General features: G+C 37.3%; 19 protein-coding genes and 2 pseudogenes. 14 read left to right on the forward strand and 7 right to left on the reverse strand.

Annotation, left to right across the window (positions count from 1 at the left end; all coding sequences use genetic code 11):
- The first annotated feature begins 342 nt into the window (after positions 1–342).
- The 10 genes and pseudogenes from ADICYQ_RS14970 to ADICYQ_RS15005 all read left to right on the forward strand — a co-directional run bounded on the left by ADICYQ_RS14970 (position 343) and on the right by ADICYQ_RS15005 (position 8346).
- A complete protein-coding gene (locus tag ADICYQ_RS14970; protein ID WP_020889504.1) occupies positions 343–681 on the forward strand; it encodes a PadR family transcriptional regulator in 339 nt (112 codons plus the stop codon).
- A gap of 50 nt (positions 682–731) precedes the next feature.
- Entirely contained in the window at positions 732–1691 is a 960-nt protein-coding gene (locus ADICYQ_RS29780; protein WP_020889505.1) for a PspC domain-containing protein, read from the forward strand.
- Positions 1692–1704: 13 nt separating this feature from the next.
- Positions 1705–2637 (forward strand): hypothetical protein, encoded by a 933-nt coding sequence (locus ADICYQ_RS29785; protein WP_020889506.1) that lies wholly within the window; start codon positions 1705–1707, stop codon positions 2635–2637.
- A 365-nt stretch (positions 2638–3002) separates the two neighbouring features.
- Positions 3003–4403 carry an MBL fold metallo-hydrolase RNA specificity domain-containing protein gene (locus tag ADICYQ_RS14980; RefSeq protein ID WP_020889507.1) on the forward strand — a complete coding sequence of 467 codons (1401 nt, stop codon included), beginning with the start codon at positions 3003–3005 and terminating at the stop codon, positions 4401–4403.
- Between the two features lie 175 nt (positions 4404–4578).
- Complete coding sequence (locus ADICYQ_RS14985) at positions 4579–4923, forward strand: carboxypeptidase regulatory-like domain-containing protein (RefSeq protein WP_020889508.1); 345 nt, start codon at positions 4579–4581, stop codon at positions 4921–4923.
- A 131-nt stretch (positions 4924–5054) separates the two neighbouring features.
- Positions 5055–5628 (forward strand): annotated as a pseudogene (locus tag ADICYQ_RS14990) (RNA polymerase sigma factor).
- Positions 5618–6376: a hypothetical protein gene (locus tag ADICYQ_RS14995; protein ID WP_020889511.1), complete on the forward strand. Its 759-nt coding sequence runs from the start codon at positions 5618–5620 to the stop codon at positions 6374–6376. Before ADICYQ_RS14990 ends, ADICYQ_RS14995 begins: the two are co-directional and overlap by 11 nt.
- 6 nt (positions 6377–6382) lie before the next feature.
- The gene (locus ADICYQ_RS29795) at positions 6383–6805 is read left to right on the forward strand and encodes a hypothetical protein (RefSeq protein ID WP_020889512.1); all 423 of its coding nucleotides are present in this window, start codon (positions 6383–6385) and stop codon (positions 6803–6805) included.
- Positions 6806–6912: 107 nt separating this feature from the next.
- Complete coding sequence (locus tag ADICYQ_RS29800) at positions 6913–7407, forward strand: outer membrane beta-barrel protein (RefSeq protein WP_020889513.1); 495 nt, start codon at positions 6913–6915, stop codon at positions 7405–7407.
- Between the two features lie 21 nt (positions 7408–7428).
- Positions 7429–8346, forward strand: a complete 918-nt coding sequence (locus tag ADICYQ_RS15005) for a DUF4097 family beta strand repeat-containing protein (protein ID WP_020889514.1) — start codon at positions 7429–7431, stop codon at positions 8344–8346.
- 176 nt (positions 8347–8522) lie between these two features.
- Here ADICYQ_RS15005 and ADICYQ_RS15010 read toward each other — a convergent pair whose 3' ends face one another.
- Both ADICYQ_RS15010 and ADICYQ_RS15015 read right to left on the reverse strand, forming a co-directional pair.
- Positions 8523–8888, reverse strand: a complete 366-nt coding sequence (locus ADICYQ_RS15010; RefSeq protein WP_161625604.1) for a hypothetical protein — start codon at positions 8886–8888, stop codon at positions 8523–8525.
- Positions 8889–8914: 26 nt separating this feature from the next.
- Positions 8915–10012, reverse strand: coding sequence for a ferredoxin--NADP reductase (locus ADICYQ_RS15015; protein WP_020889516.1), 1098 nt, complete (start codon positions 10010–10012; stop codon positions 8915–8917).
- A gap of 325 nt (positions 10013–10337) precedes the next feature.
- On the opposite strand from ADICYQ_RS15015, the gene ADICYQ_RS15020 reads away from it, so the two are divergent.
- Together ADICYQ_RS15020 and purB are read left to right on the forward strand one after the other, a co-directional pair.
- Positions 10338–11084 (forward strand): DUF4397 domain-containing protein, encoded by a 747-nt coding sequence (locus ADICYQ_RS15020; protein WP_020889517.1) that lies wholly within the window; start codon positions 10338–10340, stop codon positions 11082–11084.
- A gap of 177 nt (positions 11085–11261) precedes the next feature.
- Entirely contained in the window at positions 11262–12605 is a 1344-nt protein-coding gene (gene purB, locus ADICYQ_RS15025; protein ID WP_020889518.1) for an adenylosuccinate lyase, read from the forward strand.
- Between the two features lie 212 nt (positions 12606–12817).
- On the opposite strand, the gene ADICYQ_RS15030 is transcribed toward purB, so the two are convergent.
- The 5 genes and pseudogenes from ADICYQ_RS15030 to ADICYQ_RS15045 all read right to left on the reverse strand — a co-directional run bounded on the left by ADICYQ_RS15030 (position 12818) and on the right by ADICYQ_RS15045 (position 17180).
- Entirely contained in the window at positions 12818–14875 is a 2058-nt protein-coding gene (locus ADICYQ_RS15030) for an alginate lyase family protein (protein WP_020889519.1), read from the reverse strand.
- An 88-nt stretch (positions 14876–14963) separates the two neighbouring features.
- A complete protein-coding gene (locus ADICYQ_RS15035) occupies positions 14964–15506 on the reverse strand; it encodes a hypothetical protein (RefSeq protein ID WP_020889520.1) in 543 nt (180 codons plus the stop codon).
- Between the two features lie 165 nt (positions 15507–15671).
- A complete protein-coding gene (locus ADICYQ_RS26835; protein ID WP_020889521.1) occupies positions 15672–15842 on the reverse strand; it encodes a type II toxin-antitoxin system antitoxin in 171 nt (56 codons plus the stop codon).
- A 5-nt stretch (positions 15843–15847) separates the two neighbouring features.
- Positions 15848–16330 carry a hypothetical protein gene (locus tag ADICYQ_RS15040; protein WP_020889522.1) on the reverse strand — a complete coding sequence of 161 codons (483 nt, stop codon included), beginning with the start codon at positions 16328–16330 and terminating at the stop codon, positions 15848–15850.
- Between the two features lie 2 nt (positions 16331–16332).
- A pseudogene (locus tag ADICYQ_RS15045) lies at positions 16333–17180 on the reverse strand (SPFH domain-containing protein).
- A 437-nt stretch (positions 17181–17617) separates the two neighbouring features.
- Between ADICYQ_RS15045 and ADICYQ_RS15050 the strand changes: the two are divergent.
- Entirely contained in the window at positions 17618–18847 is a 1230-nt protein-coding gene (locus ADICYQ_RS15050; RefSeq protein WP_040416543.1) for an MFS transporter, read from the forward strand.
- 187 nt (positions 18848–19034) lie between these two features.
- Positions 19035–20159: a mechanosensitive ion channel family protein gene (locus ADICYQ_RS15055; protein ID WP_020889526.1), complete on the forward strand. Its 1125-nt coding sequence runs from the start codon at positions 19035–19037 to the stop codon at positions 20157–20159.
- Positions 20160–21015: the final 856 nt, after the last annotated feature.

Genomic DNA, 21015 nt, shown 5'->3' on the forward strand with positions numbered 1-21015 from the left:
AATATTTTGAAATTGAAAAATTATTGAAGGTTTTGTTCGGGATTGTCCAATTGTGAACAATAAACTGTTCGATGCCATCACATTCACGGCGGAATTTATGACGGTCCTTTTGAAATTGAAAAAAAAGGAAATAATTACCACTTTAATTAATTCTACTGTAATCTGCTTTTAAAACGAAAAATAACGCATTTTGACACAATTACAGGCTTTAGAATGACCTCTGATTACTATGGAATTTGGTATTACCCACTAGTCAATAAGAAGTTGGTATTATTTTTCTAACTGGAATTAATAATTATCAAAAAAGTGACTTTAATAAAAACATTTCTTTTAATAAAAAACATGAAAGCTTCAAACACCCAAACCCAGATGCGGAAAGGGATATTGGAATTCTGCATTTTACATATCATCTCTCGAGGAGAAGTCTATGCCACTGATTTGATAGAAGAGCTAAAGACTGCTCAAATGTTGATTGTAGAAGGAACATTATACCCCGTATTAAATAGGCTCAAAAACAGCAACCTGGCATCCTACAAATGGGTGGAATCTGATTTAGGTCCTCCTCGAAAATATTATTCTATTACACCCGAAGGGTTGGAGTTTTTAAATGATCTTCATAAAACATGGAAAGATCTTGATACCTCCGTCAATCAAATTACAACGAAAGCTAAAAAGGAGTAGCTTCTATCAAGCTATTATAATTTATTTTCTTGACCTTAGTCATTTAAATCATGAAAAAGACAATAAGCATAAATATCAGTGGCATTCTTTTCCATATTGAAGAAGATGGATATACTGCATTAAAGAATTATTTAGATGCAATCAACCAACATTTTTCTCATTATGAGGGTAATCAAGAAATCATTACCGATATTGAAAATAGGATCGCAGAAATTTTTCTCAGTAACCTAAAAAACAACAAGCAAGTAATCACAGCAGATAACGTCTCCAATCTTATCCAGAAAATGGGTACAATAGCAGATTTCAAAGCTATTGAACAAGACATGGGTACAGAAGAGCCACAAACTGAGGAATCGGGCAATGATTTTTATAAGTATGTAACTCCACCTGAACAAAATGCGGGCAAGGGTTATAAAAAATTAACTAGGCTTGTCAACGGCAAGATTCTGGGTGGCGTTTGCGCCGGATTTGCGCACTACTTCTCCATCGACCCATTATGGGCAAGGCTCATCACAATATTATTGTTGTTTAGCGGAGGCTTACATTTTAATGGACTTCATCTTCCATTTTTTTCGGAAGGATTTGAAATAGACACAGCAATTGGTTGGTGGACAATAATAGCTTATATCTTATTATGGATCATACTCCCTGTTTCCTATGATAAACCGGAAGACAAAAACATCAAAAAGCTGTACAGAAACCCAGATGACAGGGTCTTAGGAGGTGTGGGTAGCGGTTTATCTGCCTATTTCGATATCGATGTAATTTGGGTTCGCTTGGCATTTGTCGGGCTAACCTTTGCAGGCGGATCTGGTTTCGTTCTTTACTTTATACTTTGGATTATCACGCCCATGGCCAAGTCCATCACAGAAAGGATTGAAATGAAGGGTGGTGCGATAACTTTGAGTAATATCGAAACCACCATTCAGCAAAATCTATCCACTGAAAACACAAAAGAAGAATCCACTTCAAAAAAAACTATTGCTCGCTCCTTTTCGGTTTTTAGGTAGCGCAATTAATCTATTGGGAAAAGCCCTTGGACCATTTGGCTCTTTTCTACTGGCCATTGTTAGGGTGATTTTCGGCCTTATCATTTTCACATTTGGAATGGTCATACTTATTGTCCCACTGGCTTTTTTGGGCCTTTATACAGAGATGCTTTCAAACAACGATTGGTCGGGGATGTTTGAAGGGTTTCCGATTAATACCATTGCCGAACTACTTCCTGTATGGTTGGCCATAGCCTTATCCATAATTGTGTTTATTCCCAGTATCGTGTTGGTGCTATTAGGGATAAGTGTATTGATTAAAAGGAACCTGATAGATGGTAGGTTTGGCTTGGTGATCTTTGGTATTTGGATCATGTGTATTCTAGCAGGGGCTTTTCAAGCACCCAAAATAATAGGCCAGTTTAAATCGGAAGGAAGTTTCACTGTAGACCAAACCATGGATACGCCTGAGGGAATCCTGGTATTGACTGCGGATAGGAGTGGAATCGATGAAGGTGAACTTGGCCTCGTAAAACTTCAGCTAAAAGGCAATGAAAAGAATGAAATGATTGTCAGTCAGAAATTTATTTCAAAAGGCGCTAACAATAAGGATGCCATTGAGAATGCTTCCAAAGTATCTTATGAATTAGCCCTTACAGACAGTGTCCTTGTTTTTGACAAAAGCCTTTCATTTCCTGACTCAACTAAATTCAGGATGCAGCGTTTGGATCAAACCTTGTTCATTCCTCAAAACAAAGCTTTTGTTATTGATCGAAAACTACTGTCAATAATAAAATACAGCTTTGGACAGGATGGGTACAAAAGCAGAGACGTTAACAACCGAAACTATTGGGTGTTCAATGAAAACGGACTTCTTTGCTTAAACTGTATCAATGACCATAAGCAATCGTCAGCAGACAGTCTCTCTCGTGCCATTTATAAGGATAGTTATTTTATGGAAAAATAGAAATTCAGCTAATGGTTAAGGTAAATTGACGTGAAAAGGTAAACCTTAAAATTTGTAAGCCGGATCATTTTATGAAGAGGTAAGAAACTCACCACATGTTCATATCAACCCAAGGGACAAGGATCTTACTCATGATAAATTAGCCGCTAAAACCAAAATGTTCATTAATCAATTTGGGGTTACATCTAGTCATATTGATAGACATTAACACCTACACTCCTTTAATTATCAATTAAAGGAAAAGCACTAGTAACTTTTCCTTGAAAACCTAGGTTTGAAGGGAATAAAACTATATTTTACATATGGAACAAAGTCTAAATCCATAAATTGGTAAAGGCTGACAAAAGTTTCAAAATGTGAAAGCTATGGATGTAAAAGTAAAATTTCTAGGAGCTGCAGGTACAGTAACTGGTTCCAGGTTCTTCCTGGAAATAGGCGCTCTCAGAGTTCTCGTGGATTGTGGTTTGTTTCAAGGCGTAAAAGAGAACAGATTAAGAAATTGGGAAACATTCCCCATAACTCCAGATTCAATAGACGTAGTATTATTAACTCACGCACATATTGACCATTCAGGATATTTACCCAAGCTTATTAAGGAAGGCTTTAATGGCCCAATCTACCTTACTGAAGCTTCCCTCGAATTGGTAAAGATCCTGTTATTGGATGCAGGAAAATTGCAGGAAGAAGAAGCCAGGTTTGCGAGAAAAAAGGGTTATTCCAAACATGAAAATCCCGAGCCATTATTCACAAGAGAAGATGCGGAAAAAGTTTTTCCAAATTTGCGTCCCATATCATTCAATCAGGAAGTTAAAATCGATGAACGCTTGAGTTTGGTAGCCTATAATGCCGGGCATATACTTGGCGCTGCCATATTGAAATTACAAATCAAAGGAGACAACCAAGAAAAGAGCATTGTGTTTTCGGGCGATCTCGGAAGATCCAAGGATCCAATTTTAAATCCTCCTGCAGAAATCCCCTTGGCTGATGTGCTCTTTTTAGAGTCCACTTATGGTGATAGGGTCAATGAATCAATTGAAATAGACAGGCAATTTGGAAAGGTAATTCGCGACACTTGCAACAATGGTGGCGTTTCAATTATCCCTTCTTTTGCTGTTGGTAGAACTCAAATGGTGCTGTTTTACCTCCACCGTTTGCAGCAAAAAGGACTTATACCTCAGATCCCTATCTATGTTGACAGTCCTATGGCCATTGACGTCACAGGGTTATACAAGAAATTTCCCGAATACCATCATTTGGCACCCTCATTAGAAAATTATGAATCCAATCCTTTTCATCACAAAAACCTCCACTATTACAGGGATCAGGAGTCTTCAATAAGCTTAAACAATATTAAAAGCCATGCTATAATCATTTCAGCCAGTGGAATGGCTACTGGAGGCAGGATTTTGCACCACCTTTATCACCGTTTACCCAACAAAGAAGACAGTGTAATCTTTGTAGGCTATCAAGCAGAAGGGACAAGAGGCCGTAAAATCCTGGAAGGAGACGAAACATGCTGGATCTATGGAATTGCCGTTCCCGTGAAAGCAAAAACTTATTTCATAGATGGATTGTCGGCACACGCTGACCAAAAGGAGTTGGTAGATTGGTGTGACAATTTCATTGCAAAACCTAAATTTACCTTCTTAATACATGGTGAGCCTAAGGCCCGTGAAGAATTGGCCGGAATTTTGAAAGAAAAGTTTGATTGGAACACCATAAGTCCAGAATACCTGGAGTCCTTTGTTTTATTTTCAGGTATTTAGCGATAAGGTTTCCATTGGTACAATGGTAAACTAATTTTAACTAATTCCTGATGAATAAATATTCTAATTTAATATACGGCTGTATACTTTTACTTTTTTATTCAGTTCATGTAAAACCAATAAAATAAGTACTCAGGGAATTAAAGGGCAAATATATTGGGTAGAGGGAAATCAAATGCCTCAGGCTACAGGTGACACATCTACCTCTTTTTCTCCAGCGGCTAAGAAGCCTGTCAAAAGAACAATCCAAATCCATCAACTTACGCACATTAATGAGGCCAGTTTAGGTGATTATCTTTTTGGAAACATTGAGACTCCTCTAGTAGCCTCGGTAGAAACGAACAATGAGGGTGAATTCTCAGTAAAACTTCCGCCAGGCAAATATTCCATTTTCACCGTAGAAGAGAAGGGATATTTCGCTAGTATTTTTGACCTTGACAGTTACATTCACCCAGTAATTGTGAAAGAAAACGAATGGAGTAATGTTGAAATAATCATAGATTATAAAGCTTCCTTTTAAAATTCAATTTACTGAATATCAATTTCTTACATATATAAAACTTAAATGCATTAATTTTTGTTAATTTTTTCACCTTTGGCATGCAACCTTTTTTGGCTCAAAGGTATCTACCTTATTGAAAGCTATAAAAAATGTCGTCCAAAGAAAACTTTAAAGATAAAGAGATCGCTCTGATCAAAGGTTGCCTTAAAGGAGACAGAAAAAGTCAGCGAGGTTTGTATGATCAGTTTTCTGGAAAATTTCTAAGCATTTGTTTGCGCTACATTAAAGACCCTGATTTGGCTCAGGATGTTCTGGTTGAGGGTTTTATGAAAATATTTCAAAGTTTAAATACCTATAGGCATGAGGGAAGTTTTGAGGGGTGGATGAAAAGAATTATGGTAACACAAGCCTTGCTTACCCTTAGAAAAAACAAGAAGTTGCTTATGGAAGTAGATTGGGAGGGTCAAGACCCTATCGTTTCTCCAAATCTAATTTTTTGGCAATATAGAAGCTCAGGAGTTGTTAAAACTAGTAGCTTCCCTTCCTGTTGGCTATAGAACAGTTTTCAACCTTTATGCCATAGAAGGCTATTCACATAAAGAAATTAGCGAGTTATTAGGGATCGCAGAAAACACCTCAAAGTCTCAACTCAGCAGAGCCAGGTCACTTCTACAAAAGCAAATAGCACCCAGTTCATTTAAAATAAAAAGCAATGGCAGATAAAATAAATAATTTGGACAAATTGTTTAAAAGCACCTTAGCCAATCATGCTGTTACACCTGAACCAGCCGTTTGGGATAAATTGTCTAATCGCCTGGACAATAAAGAAAAGCCTGTAATCCTCGTTTGGTGGAAATGGGTAGCCGCTGCGGCTGTGGTTATAATTTCATGTTGGTTAATGTACCAACCTACAGATCAAACCTTAAAAAACATCGCTTCTTTATCAGTAGGTGACACTAAGTTTATTGAAAAAACACCTTTCAGTGTTCCTCCGACACGCAAAATCATGGGAAAAGGAATGGACAAATTACCAGATGCAAATTCACATACAGGTTCAAAAAAAATAGAAACGCCGAACAATCCCACTACCAAAAAAGCAGAACCATTTGCTGTAGAAAAAATGGCAGAACCAAAAGCTGAACGTACTCGGGAGCAACGACATCAGGTTTTGGAAGACATTGACACACCAAAAAGGGATGTCTTAACAACTCCTACTATTAATCAACATGCTTTTGATCCAACCATTGCTTTGATGGAAGAAGAGAAAAAGGATACCAACGGCGATTATAGCGTGAAAATAGTATCTAATGGCTATGCTATACAGCCAGAAAAAGAAAAACTAGTCGAAGGGCTTGAGAATAAAATAGGTGGCTTTTTCACAAAAGTCGATGAAGGATTTGGAGGTTTACAGGATGCCAAGAACAATCTATTCGCTTCTCTTACAACAAAACGTGATAAAAAGAAAAACTAACTAGCTATGAAAAAATATTTAATGTCTTTAATACTTATCGCATTGGTTCAGGTGGCTTTCGCTGCTCCGATAATGCCAGATGACAAACCCCTAAATGATAGTATCATTGTTGAATTTGGTCAATCTGGTAAAATGGTTTTTGTAATTGATAACCCAGACGATTTTGAAAGGTTAAAAAACATGGACATCAACCAAATAATAAAAGAGCTTGATTTGCCAACTTCCACGAAAGATGGTGAGCTCACAGTTGTAGAGATTAAGCAAAAAGACGGGCACAGAGAAATTGTCACCATCTATGAAGACATTGACGAGACCGAAGTAACTGTCGGAAGATACAAGGTAATAGTAGATGAAACGGGTAACCGCACCAAAGTAAAATTAATCACTGGTCCTAAAAAAGAAAAGATCCTGACTTCCGAACCTATATAAATACTGATATAGGTATCAATACTTTATTTGAGAATGGAAATATCCCGGGAGATGGAAATGCTTATAGCCCAAAAGGCTGGGGCAGCTGGAACATTGGTTGGAACTGGATGGCCAGTCAAAAGTTATCCAAAGGCAGGTACTGGGATTTTGGCTTGGGACTAAGCTGGTACAATTTCAAACTTGACAATCCCAATTATCAAATATTAGGAACAGAAGACGGTGTAGCTTTTGTCAATCGAACAGATGTCAATGGCTTCAAGAGTAAGGTGTCGGCTTCTTATCTAAACGTACTTACCATGTACAGGTTAGACTTTGGGAAATTAAACGATAGTGGTCGAGACGGCCTAAGAGTAGCCATTGGCCCTTATGCCGGATACAGACTGGGTGGAAGAAGCAAATTCGTCTACAGAGAACTTGGTGGATCAGGTAGAAAAAAAGACAAAACTTCAGCAGGAAGCTATTTAAATAATGTCAGGTTTGGGATCAGAGGTGAGATTGGCTTTAGAAGCATTACTTTCTTTAGCACCTATGACTTTAACCCCTTATTTCAACAACCTTTAAACCCAAATCTTCATCCTTTTAGCTTTGGACTAGTATTTTAATCACCTACAACCCAAATCACCATGAAGTCATACACTAAATATTATTACCTACTCATTACTTTACTGTTTGTAGGTATTGAATCTTCTAAAGGTCAGGAGATCATTAATAAATCCTTTTCAGGAATTCAAAAACTTGAAATAAAATCCGGATCCATTGAAATTCAATATGAAGGAAAGGAAGATGCTGTACAACTTGATCTTGAAGCATTTCTAGGTCAAGAAGAAAATGCAGACAAAAATCTGGTCATGATAACAGTTGGTAACACTTTGAAAATTGCATACAATGGCTCCAATGAACACCGAGGTAACAAAAGGTACATCAAATTAAATGGGCCAGCAAGCATGCAACTGTCTGTTAAATCAAGCTCGGGTTCAGTAGTAATATCCGGGGTAGATGGACCCTCCCATCAAATCGAAGCCAGTTCAGGACAAGTAAAGATTTTTAATGTTAAGGGCGATTTACTTTTGAAAGCTTCTTCTGGGAATATTCAATTGGCCCATTTAAGGGGTAATGTGGATTGCAAGATTTCTTCTGGCAATGCTTCAATAGAAGATGTTAAGGGTAACGTGAATTTCAAAGCTACTAGCGGGCAGTTAAAGGCCAATGCAATTTCCGGATTGCTTAATGCAAAGCTCACATCTGGCAACATGAAATTGAATCAAATAGGAGAGCTCGGTAGACTGGAAATAACTTCAGGCAACATAAGGGCAGATCATGCCGGACTTGGAACGACTACAAGTATGGATGGATCATCGGGCAACATCCAAATCACTACCACAAGTGATATCAATGATTATAACTTTGAGATGAGAGCCGGAAGTGGGAACATTAAGGTAGGAAATCGCTCAGGCAATAAGGCTATCCATATTCAAAATGGAAAAAGCACAACGATTAGCGGAAAGGTAGGATCAGGTAATATTTCTATTCAACAACTATAATTAGGCAATCGACAATCTTTCGTGATAGCAATCACGAAAGATTGTCGATTTTATTTTTCAGTCCAGTTCATCCCTTTTTTGGATTTCCATCACCATTTCTTTTTCGTCTCCTTTTAAATGCAAAGCACTTACTACCCTATTGGGCATGGGTTTAGACAAGGAAACAAATACTAAGGTTACCGCATAAGCAATTGTGAACCCTTGATTTTCATAAAAAATAAACCAAAAGCACTTAAAATACCTACCCAGAACAAGTGCCAATACCTCAAAAAGATAGCCCTGGCATAGCCCTTTATTTTCTGATTGAGATCATCTGTATTTCCCCTAATAACCCTAATTCTTTTGGTATAAGCAATTTGCTGCATCACAAGTACCGCACTAACAAGCCCTAGAATTACATAATTAAACACTTGTGGAAGCTCCGGTAAATTAAATTCCAGGTTCCCACTTGTGACATACATATAGGCAAAAGCAAATATTGGCAAAGGAATAGCAATCAATAATAAGACATTGCGCTCTAAAACACGAAAGTCTTTTTTCATTAATTCAACTTGATTTTCTGAATCCATTAGTCGATTTGAATCTTTACCTCAGAATTGGTTGGTTTGGCTGAACAGCAAAGGATATAACCTTCTTTGATTTCATTTTCACTTAATCCCGCATCCTCATCCATTTTCACTTCACCGGAAAGCAATTTTCCACGACAGGCGGTACAAAGCCCACTCTGACAAGAATAAGGCATATTTAATCCTTCATCTAATCCCGCTTCTAAAATGGTTTTTCCAGGAGCTACATCAAAGGTATATTCTTCACCTTCCAATACTATTTTGATAGGTCTATCTATTACACCCTGAAGAGATTCCTCCTCTATGTTTTCAACTTTATCCAAGTGGAAATTTTCACTGTGTATAAACTCCTTTTTCACCTCAAGTTCACTCAAACTTTCCTGAGCAGTTTTCATCATCCCTTCTGGTCCACAGATAAAAAAGCGCTGATTCTCAGAAAAAGAATTAAAATGGGAAGTGAAAAATTCATTCACTTTGGCTTGATCTAGCCTTCCTTTAGCACCTTCCCATCCTGGTTGAGGCTGCGTGAGATTGTGAGTCACATAGAGTTTCTCTGGATATTTTTCAGCAAGTGCCTTTAATTCCTTATCAAAAATAATCATGTCCTGTGACCGACTGCAATACAATAGGTGTACTGTAGATTTTGGTTCATTGACCAGAATCGATTTAATTATCCCCATAACAGGCGTAATTCCACTTCCCCCAGCGAACATCCCATATTTTCTGTTGTTTTGAGAATGGTAATCTGACACAAAATGACCTAAAGGCTTCATTACCGTGACCCTTTTGCCTGGCACAAAGGTGTCATTGACAAAATTCGAGACCAAACCTCCCTCCAGCCTTTTAACAGTTATCCCAGGAAACGGATCAATAAAAGGTGAAGTAGATAGACTGTATGATCTCCTCTCCTGTTTCCCATTAATTTCAACGATCAGGGTAAGAAATTGACCTGGAAGGTATTCCATGATAGGATCCGGCTGATCAAAATAGATGGTTACCGTATCAGATGTTTCTTGAACAGTTTCTCTAATTCTTAGAGTAAGGTAATGATCGTCTTTTTCGAGATCATTTTTTTTATTTTTGAAGAGTTTAAACAGCATTATAATAATCGGAATAGTTTGTAAAGCAATTCATGCAAAATTAACATTCTCTTTTCCAATTACCTATTAGGAGAAAAAATAGTTAGCAAACTTTAACTTGAAAAAGGCAATAGCTGATCTTAATCATGTTTAATACAATCAAAATCAGTCAATGATTGCCTTCACCTACCTAATCCAAAGAACCCCTTTGCTTGGTCAAGTTTAACTCCTCAATGATTGCAGGTAATTTATTACCCCTATTATCCTGAACATTTTTATTAGCAAGGTGTAGCACTTGAATGCTTCTTCTCGTATTGGCATTATAAGACTAAACAACTATAACAGTATGAATGCACAAATTAATAATTTGAAGAAATGGCCAAGGTTAAAGGGAAAACAATTCTTAATGTTGTTGATGATTCCGTTTACTTTTTCTTGCCTGGACGTGAACGATGATGACCTCAATCAATCACCGAATACCCCAACCGCATACGTTTCCTTCTACAATGGAACCAATGCAGATACTGATATCCAAATCGAGGTAGACAGTACGGTTTATGACAGAAAACCATTTGATTTCGGTAACTATATAGACTATTGGTATTTTTTTACCGGTGACCGAAATTTTTCATTTATTGACACTGAATCAGGCCAATCAGTTTTGGATACTGCAGTGAATCTTGAAGTAGAAAAGGTATACTCCTTTTTCATTGCAGAAAAAGAAGATGAATTTACTACGTTATTTGTAGAAGACAGTCTGGATTTGCCTGTTAGCGGAAAAGCACTTATTAGGCTTGTCCATTTGGCCTCAGATGGGCCGGAAGTAGCGCTATACCAAAGAGACAAAGAAAATGCTATCATAGAAAGTCTTCCCTACATGGAAATCACTGATTTTGTCAATGTTGATCCTGGAGACACAGACCTTATCCTAAAATCTCCTGGGGATGACCAGAATGAACTCGTACGTCTAAATGATGTAAACTTGAGGGAAGGAAGAATTTACACCCTTGTTGTTAGAGGGAAAGTTCAGGCAGCCAGCAATTCAGCTGAGGCACTTCGAATTCAATTGATACGAAACTATCCCAATTATTAATTAAATACAATAATGCTTATTTCAACTCGAAATATGAAATAGCTATTCTATTGCATAACTCGAATTAAGGGGCTTCTGGAGACAGAAGTCCCTTTTATTTTATATTATTTCAATGTTGGCCTCGTCTTTTGAATAATAACAATTATTTTTGTGCCTCAATTGAATTATACACGTATTATGAAACTCAATCCACTTACCGCAATCTCTTCAATAGATGGCAGATATGCCTCTAAAACCAGCCCATTAATGGCCTATTTTTCTGAATATGCATTGATTCGGTACAGGGTAAAAGTAGAGATTGAATATTTTATAGCACTTTGTGAATTACCTCTTCCTCAGCTAAGTAGTGTAAAACCTGAACAATTTGAGCTAATCAGATCTATTGAAAAGGAATTTAATGAAGCTGATGCGCAGGCTATCAAGGACATTGAAAAAATAACCAATCATGATGTCAAGGCAGTAGAGTATTTTTTGAAGGATAAATTTACAGCCTTGGGTCTGGAGGGTGTAGTAGAGTTTATCCATTTTGGTTTGACTTCACAAGACATCAACAATACGGCAGTGCCAATGATGTACAGGGATGGCGTTAAGGATGTCATAATGCCTGCATTGCTACAAGTTCAAGAAAAGATCCAAGCGCGAGCTGAAGAATGGAAAGCTGTACCGATGTTGGCCAAAACACATGGTCAACCAGCATCCCCTACCCGACTGGGCAAGGAATTTGAAGTATTTGTTAGCCGCCTTTCTGCGCAATTGGAATTGCTAAAAGCCATTCCTTTCGCAGCGAAATTTGGTGGAGCAACCGGTAATATGAATGCGCACCACGTCGCTTTTCCTGAAATTGACTGGAATAGCTTTGCAAACGACTTGGTTTCAAAAAATTTGGGACTGAGCAGAAGCTATCCAACTACTCAGATCGAACACTATGATCATTTTGCTGCGCACTTTGATGGACTGAAAAGGATCAACACCATACTTCTTGATTTTAGTAAAGATATTTGGCAATATGTTGCCATGAATTACTTCAAGCAAAAAATAAAAGCTGGAGAGGTAGGCTCATCAGCAATGCCGCATAAGGTAAATCCTATAGATTTTGAAAATGCAGAAGGCAACTTAGGTATAGCCAATGCTTTGTTAGAACACTTATCTGCTAAACTCCCTATCAGTCGCCTGCAAAGAGACTTAACAGACAGCACTGTTTTACGGGTAATAGGTGTTCCATTGGCACACATGCAAATTGCTTTCCTATCTTTGGATAAAGGGATAGGCAAGTTGGAACTGAACCAGGCGGCCATAGAAAAAGACCTGGATGAAAACTGGGCGGTAGTGGCCGAAGCGATTCAAACCGTTCTCAGAAGAGAAGGGTTTCCTAAACCTTATGAGGCATTGAAAGCACTTACACGAACCCACGAAAAGATCACACAAAATTCAATTAGCGAATTCATTGGTGGACTTGATGTTTCGGAAGAAATAAAAGCGGAATTAAAGAACATAACTCCATTTAATTATACAGGACTTTAATCCAGCGTATATTAGATTAAAGTTTCAAATGACTTTGATCTCTTGATTTCTAGCAAGCTTTTTTATGCGCTATAAAGCCTAAATCGTTTATAAATCAAGCAATGGCTATAAAAGCAAAAAGGCTTGTTTCTTTTAGGGAAACAAGCCTTTTATTTTTCGAATGATGTCTCCCCTTTTATGAGGTAAAAGCAATTCTTCTAGCGAGTCAATGCTTATCGTTTCTTAAACCTAATATTTTCACTCTCCTCAAAAGGAACAGTGAGGTCCCAGGTATCTCCTTTAAAATTCACTTCTATTTTCACCCCACTTTTGGTTTCCCCTACAATTTTTGCACGTGTTACAATTCTATCAGCATTTCCAGGTGAAGGAATTAATAACCACACGAAAGTTGAACTGTCAGCTATATCACTTGTATAAATACTAGCAATATTTGGTTCGTACAGGTTGTATTCAGGGCTATACCAGCCTTGAATTTCGGGTTTTTCCTGACCTTTGACCATCTGTATGTCAAATGAGGAATTACCAACAGGCATCACTTCAAGACTACCTTCAGCATAACTTCCCACTACTGAATTTCCATACTGATTGACTTCCGCATCGGGATGCCAATGCCACAAAGTACTGATCGACCTTGCTTGGTCTGTAGCGATTTTATCTACCACTACCCAAAATTCCCCTCTGACATAAAAAAGACTTCTATTATGGTTTGCTTGCCCTTTCAAATCGATGAATTCACCAAAGGAAGAAGAGGCGAAATCATAATCATTGGTGATTTTTACTGTATTGCTTTCAATTGGCTTTTCCGCCAATCGAGGACCATCCTCTTGACCCTTTCCGTCAATTAAAACTAAATTATGACCTTTACTGCTTTTGGCATAAGGACGGAACTTAGTCGCAACTTCACCTGTATAGGCAAACCTTCCTGCATCTACAAGGAAATCTTTTCCAAAAGCTGTTACCGACAAATGCAATTTATCATTGTGCTGGTGACCACTGCCCCAAGGGCCTATGTCAAAAAAGGACCAATGAGCCATTGAATCATAGTCACTCCTAGAAATTAGCTGACCTGCCCATGGCAAAACATAAGAGGGCCCCTCCAAAGGTTTTTCTCCTTGACTTCCATTACTTGCCAGATAGGCCCATTCCGGGTGATTGTACTTATTAGCAGCTCTCAAGATAGTTGCCCGATCACTACCTCTGTCACCATCGTTATTCAAAATCCTGTGTCCATCTGGCCTAATTGCTCTGGCAATGTACCAGTACATGTCTTCAATGGTTTGGTTAAAGTATTCCGGTAGTTCCCTTCCTGCTTCATCACACAGGGTCTTAAATAATTCAAAACTAACCATTGACACATTGTGATAATGAGAAGAAAGTTCTGTTTGAACACCGTCTGGGTAAACCTGCCCCCTCATACTTTCGGTCATGGTTTCTACCGCATAGTCCATCCACTCAGAAGAAGCTTTGTACTCGGGGAAGTAAGCAACGACGGTAGCGAGAGATGATATTTCCATCGTCAACCAATTGTTCCCTCCATGGAAATTTCTATTGTAATGAGCGTGGTCAGGAAGGCTACTTAAAATTAACAACCTGGTAGCTGGCGAGATATAGTCACTCTCTAGCATTCCATAAAAAACCCTTGACCAGTTCTTTACTCGTGCGGCGACCTCGAGTCCTCGCCAAATAGATTCCCCTCCTTTTTCTGCCGGATAGGGCATGCTGGCTAAAATAAAATCTCTTAAAAACAGGTCCATGTATTCGGCATACTTTGGGTTCCCTGTTTTAAAGTACGCCCCCATCACATTGGAAAGTTGGCTGTGGCGATTTGAAAGCCAGGCCCATTCTTTGTCATTGTTCGGTCCTTTATAATACCAGTCCCTATGTCCATTTTCAAGTAAGGGTACTTTTCCCTTTACATTTTGAATTGTAAATACATCATTTAAAATAGTATCAGCATCAGCTATACTATTAGAGGTAACTTCAGGCAAGGCTCTGCGCAAGCCAAGCGCATTCTGAGATGTTTTATAATACGCCAATAATTCATTTGCGGCTTGCTCCCAATCTCCTTTAGCGCTTGCTTCTTTTACTTTCTCTAAACCTTTATGGTCTAAATTCAAATGATCAAATATTCCTTTTACGGTCTCAGGGTAAGATTGGTATAAATCTTTTACCGTTGTAATATCCTTCCAATTTTGCTGTGCAAAGGATACTTGAAATACTAGTAAAAATAAAATCAAAAAAAGATAATTCTTGGTTTTCTTTGGGCTCATTATTCTCTAAATTAAGTCAAAATTCACAATAAGTATTTAAGCTTCACTGACAGTTAAAGCTTAAATACTTAGAAGGATGGGGATGTAACTACTCTTCTTCTTCCAGGATTTCCTTCAATTCTTCCAAGATAGTTCCAGCTTCGGCTTTTATCAATTCAAATCCATCATTTTTTGAAGCATTATTAAGAAAATGATTCCAATGCTTCTCTGCTTTTTTCAAGGTTCTTGGGGTAATGTCAAATTCCGCATAGTCCAGGTGCACCTTTGCAAGTGATGAGGATTTAAAATTTCCAAAAATGTAAATGCGAAATAGGTCTACAAACTTATCAATGATATCAAATTCTTCTACCAAAGAAACCAGACCACCATTGTTTTGCTGATTTGCAGGAAGGTGAATCACTTCGAAAAGGGCATCCAATGTAGCTGGTTTATTGTCCATCATGGCAAGCACCCTTGTGGCCAGGAAAGCGTCATCCATATCGCCGGTTTTTAACACATGAAGCAACTTCTCATGTACTTCACTCCCACCAATTCTAACCAGCTGATCGCCATATTTCATGGGCTCTTCCTTGGCTTTATCAAGTAGGTTGTCTATTAATTTATCAATATTGTTTTTTTCAAAACTTTCCATATATGTGTAATAATTCGTTCATTATTCAAGCAACCCAAGCGACCTTTCTCCTCCACTGCAATCTGTGATTTCATTATGCGATGAAACAACCAACACTAATACTGCAAGTGGATAAAAAATCATACTTATTTCAAATTACTTTTTTATATGTAAAACCTTTCGATTTTACTCGTCCTCTTCTTTTGATTTCGGTAACCTGCCTGCTTTTTTTAAAGCGTCATGAATCAACCATTCCAATTGTCCATTAGTGCTTCTGAATTCGTCTGTAGCCCATTTTTCCATGGCTTTCATCAGCCGTTCATCTATACGCAGTGCAAAAGGTTTTTTCTGTGCCATAAATATTACCTTTCACGTCTCCATTCTTCCCAAGCCTCCAGAATTTTATCCGGATTACGGGTACTCCATACAAAACTACTATCTTTCACTGAAATCCTCACTACATGTGCAGTACTGAATAAGTATTTCCACTCGCCTTTTAAATCATAATGAAAGCCCAATCCTCCACCAGACCATATTGATGCTTTCTTTATATGTTGAATATCCTTTATCTCCTCCCACTTGTATTTTCTACAAGTATTAATGAAAGGAGGACTTTTATAAGAAAGCCCAGTAGCGTCCAACCTGATCACAAGCTTCATACTAACTATCAACCAACCGATAAGAAAAGAAGCAAACAAGACAATCGCTAATACCATATAAGTTGAGGAATCTCCTGCCGCTATCTGGCCATTTAGTAAAGCCACGATGGTTACCAACAGATGGACACCAAAGAATAAAGGGACAAACCAAGTGTCTTTCAATGCTTGCGACTCATTGTATACCATACCTACTGATTTAATGTACCTACATTTACAACGGGACTTGCATTTTTATCCGAACACAAAACGACCATCAGGTTACTTACCATTGCTGCCTTCTTTTCATCCTCAAAATCGATGATTCCTTTTATCTTAAGGTCCTCCAGTGCCATCTCCACCATGCCCACTGCTCCGTCAACAATCATCCTTCTTGCAGCCACAATCGCTGTTGCCTGCTGACGTTGCAACATGGCTGAAGCAATTTCGGATGAGTAGGCCAAATGAGAAATCCTTGCCTCAATAACCTTTATACCGGCATGCTGTAGCCTGGCACTTATCTCATCTTCAAGGGATTTGTTAACATCTTCAACTCCTGAACGAAGGGTTACTTCTGCATGTTCATCTTCAAAATTATCGTAGGGATAAGTTCCTGCCATTTTTCGAACAGCTGCGTCTGCTTGCAAGTGGACGAAATTCTCATAATCATCAACATCAAAAGAGGCCTTGAAGGTGTCAGCGACTTGCCACACCACGATGGTTCCCACCATTACAGGATTACCAATTTTATCATTCACTTTTAATGGTTTGTTTTCAAAATTTCGAACCCTTAATGAAATTTTCTTTTTTGTCATGAAGGGAATTACCCAGAAAAACCCATCGCTTTTTACCGTCCCCTTATAGGATCCAAAAAGAAGAAGTACCATTGCCTTATTTGGCTCTACAATAAAAAACCTGGTATAACAAAAACAATTACGATTACACCCGGCACAAAAAGAAAGGGGATTTTACCAATGAATGCAAATACAAGGAGGGCCAGTACGCAGAAGGCCAGGAATACCATAAAGTATCCAGATTGGGGTTTAATTGTCTTTTCCATACTATTTAGATATTAATTTGATATCATTTCAAATTTAAAAAAATAAGTTAATAATCCAAAAACTATTCGGTAAAGGATTTCCCTTGTACTCTGATTTACAAGTATAACATGAATGAAAAACGGATAAAGAATGACCTATAATGAAAAATAAAGCTTAGCATCCAAAGACCAAAAAATGCCTCAACTCACCACAATAAGGTGAAACACTTCTGCAATAGTGTCAGAAATATCTATCGCCGAATAGGTTTTACAATAGAAAAAAAGATTATGAAACACGTAAAACACATACGTTCAAGCGATTAAATACTTATTAAGCAAAATTTAAATGATAATTTATATAAAAGGACAGAAGGTAGATTCAATTTTTTTTATATTGTCCAATTAATTTGAACAACCATTTCAAAAACAAAGTATATAAACTTCTAAACCCAAATTCAATGAACGAAAACATTAACAAAAGCGCACTCTTTAACGGGAGTTGCTTTGCGCTGATCACCACAGCTTTCACTTTCAGTATCCGAGCTGGTATCCTGCCTGAGCTTGGTGAAGAATTCGGACTATCCGCAACTCAATTAGGATTTATTAATTCAATGTGGTTTTTGGGTTTTCCTATTTCAATGATTATTGGTGGTATTGTTTACCACTCTTTTGGACCAAAAAACATAATGAGAGTGGCATTTGTAGCCCATACTCTTGGTATTCTATTAACCATTTATGCTGGTGGTTATACCACCTTATTGATTTCCACGCTATTCATAGGCTTTGGAAACGGCTGTACGGAAGCTGCATGTAATCCTATGATTGCCGACATGTATTCTGGTGTGAAAATGAATAAAATGCTGAACAGGTTCCACATGTGGTTCCCAGGTGGTATTATGATAGGTGCCCTAATTTCAACCTTTATGACGGGATTGAACTTAGGATGGGAAGCCCAAATGTGGATTACCATGGTACCTACAGTTATTTATGCTTATTTATTCTTTGGAAAAGCTTTTCCAAAAGCGAAAGTGGAAGGTTCAACTTCACTACTCAATAACTTTAAGGCTTTATTTAGCCCAGTTTTCTTGTTCCTATTCGTTTGTATGGCACTTACCGCCATTTCAGAATTTGGACCACAACAGTGGGTAAATATCATTTTGGCCAACAGTGGTGCTAATGCCATGATCATATTGGCATTGACGACTGGAGTAATGGCGGTAGCAAGGTTCTTTGCAGGACCTGTTGTAGCTAAACTTGGTCAAACTGGTGTTTTATTATTAGGAGCAATATTAGCAACAATAGGCATTTACTTGTTCAGTATAGTAACTGGCCCTGCTGCTTATTTCGTAGCGGTAATATTTGCCCTTGGAGTGGCTTATTTCTGGCCTGTTATGGTAGGTGCGGTAGCCCAAAGGGTCCCACTAAGTGGCGCATTGGGATTGTCCATCATTGGTGGTATCGGAATGTTTTCTTCTGCGATTTTCCAAGGAGTAATCGGTGGATGGATTGATTCAGCCAGAGCGACAAAAAGCGCTGAAGGTTTATCAGGAGATGCACTAGAATTGGCGGCCGGTCAAGCCACGCTCCAAAACATGGCTTTCTTCCCCATAATACTAATCGTTCTCTTTACAATCTTCTTCTTTTGGCAGAAAAACTCTAAAAAAACAGAAGCCGTAAGTCCTGTATAATTCAGGAAAATCATTGTAAAATTGAAAAAGGAGTCACTATAATTGTGACTCCTTTTATTTTGATGGGGCTGAGATCACTATTCATAGATTAGTCAGCCATATTTAAAGCGCTTTTTTTTGAACCATTCCTACGGAAAATACGGTTATAATGCTTTAAAATTCCATAAACAACCAAACCACCATCCACATGTTAGACAAATACCTGACACAAGAATTCTGGAACAACACGACAAAGGATTATTTAATAGCAATAGGCTTTATTGTTATTGGTATTTTGATTGTCAGGGTATTTAAAAAAACGCTATTAACAAAAATCAAGAAGCTGACTAAAAGAACGGATACCCATTTCGATGATTACTTAGTTGAAGCGATTGAAAAGTTTGTTATTCCTGCCCTCTATATTTCCATCGTATTTTTCGGGATAAAAACCCTCACAATTTCGGACAATTTTAGGAATATTATTTCTAATACGCATACCGTTGTTCTTGCCTACTTTATTATAAGGCTTATTTCTCAAGTATTGATATTGTTATTAAAAACCTGGGTTAAAGAGCAAGAGAATGGGGAAGAAAAAGTCAAACAAATAGGAGGAATAATACTCATTATCAACATGTTGATTTGGGGAATTGGTTTTTTATTCTTATTCGACAATTTAGGGTACGACGTTACAGCCATTGTAACAGGTATGGGTATTGGTGGTATCGCTGTAGCCCTGGCAGCACAGAATATTCTAGGTGATTTATTCAATTATTTTGTAATCTTTTTCGACCGACCAATAGAGATTGGTGATTTCATTGTTATTGACGATAAAAATGGAGTAGTTGAAAAAATAGGTATTAAAACTACTCGAATCAAAACACTTTCAGGTGAACAACTTGTCGTCGCCAACAGTGACTTAACAAGTTCACGAATACACAATTACAAAAAAATGCAAAGACGAAGAATTCTCTTTGCAGTAGGGGTTAGTTATGAAACATCAACAGAAGATCTAAAAAGGATACCACAAATCCTTAAAGAAATTGTTAGCCAACAAAAACCCGTAACCTTTGACAGGGCTCATTTCAAAGAGTTTGGCGATTCAAGTCTTAATTTTGAAGTGGTTTATTATGTAGAAGACGCTGCCTACAATGTTTACATGGACATTCAACAACAGGTCAACTTTGAAATATTTGACAAATTCCAGTCCATGGGTATTTCTATAGCGTTCCCTACACGTACTTTGTATCTTAGAAATGAAAATAAACAAAAGCTTAAAATAGAAACACTTTCAAATACTACAACAGAAAATAATAATTCAGAATTAGATAATTAGGTTTCAATTTACCTAAAGACTCTTTAGACAGAACAAAATGTAAGACAAACCGAGTTGTTTAAGGATACTTAAAAATAATATAGCTTACTTTGTAGTTCCTTTCATTGGACCAGAAGCCAAAAGTCAAGATTAAATACCTTAAGTATTTAATCTTGACTTTTTAAATTAAGAATTTTCTTATCACGATATTAGCGTCTGGAATCTCAAAAAATCCTGAAAGAGTTAAAACAATACACCCCAGTCCTGGAGACAGGAGAAACCCACCCAAAATACTGATTAACAGTTAATTGACCTAACATTAAGAAATTATTTAATGTCTAGGACATAAATGTTCAATCATTTCAATTCTCACAAAATCATAGGAGTCAATAGCTAAAAAAGGAGCATTTTCCTTTTCATAGAGTACATATGTATCACCAGAACCGATTGCTTATTTCTATTCTAATTAAATATCAACTATTAATAATATTTATTTAACCATCTCAGTAAATAATTCTCAATTTATTCACTGAATATATTTGTTTAACACCAGATCTATTAAACTAACATCTTATTTCTACAAAATAAAAATTTGTAGTATAAATTTCTATCAAATGTTTATTCTTTAACCAATAATTTCATAAACTTGTTGAGGAAATAAACACTTTGTGGGAACTACCCCCACATACTTGAAAATAAAATTGCCCAACTTATCAGTAATAAAAAAATATCTAAAATAATCAAACATTATTAATTGCATACTAAATGCATTTTTATTAGTATTACATGCTTTAATATAGATGTGAAATTAATTTTAAGCGGAATTACTTCACTAAAAACAGTATTTACGATTATTTTATTTAGACATTAAACCAAA

It is taken from the genome of Cyclobacterium qasimii M12-11B (assembly GCF_000427295.1).
In the GTDB taxonomy this organism is placed as follows: domain Bacteria; phylum Bacteroidota; class Bacteroidia; order Cytophagales; family Cyclobacteriaceae; genus Cyclobacterium; species Cyclobacterium qasimii.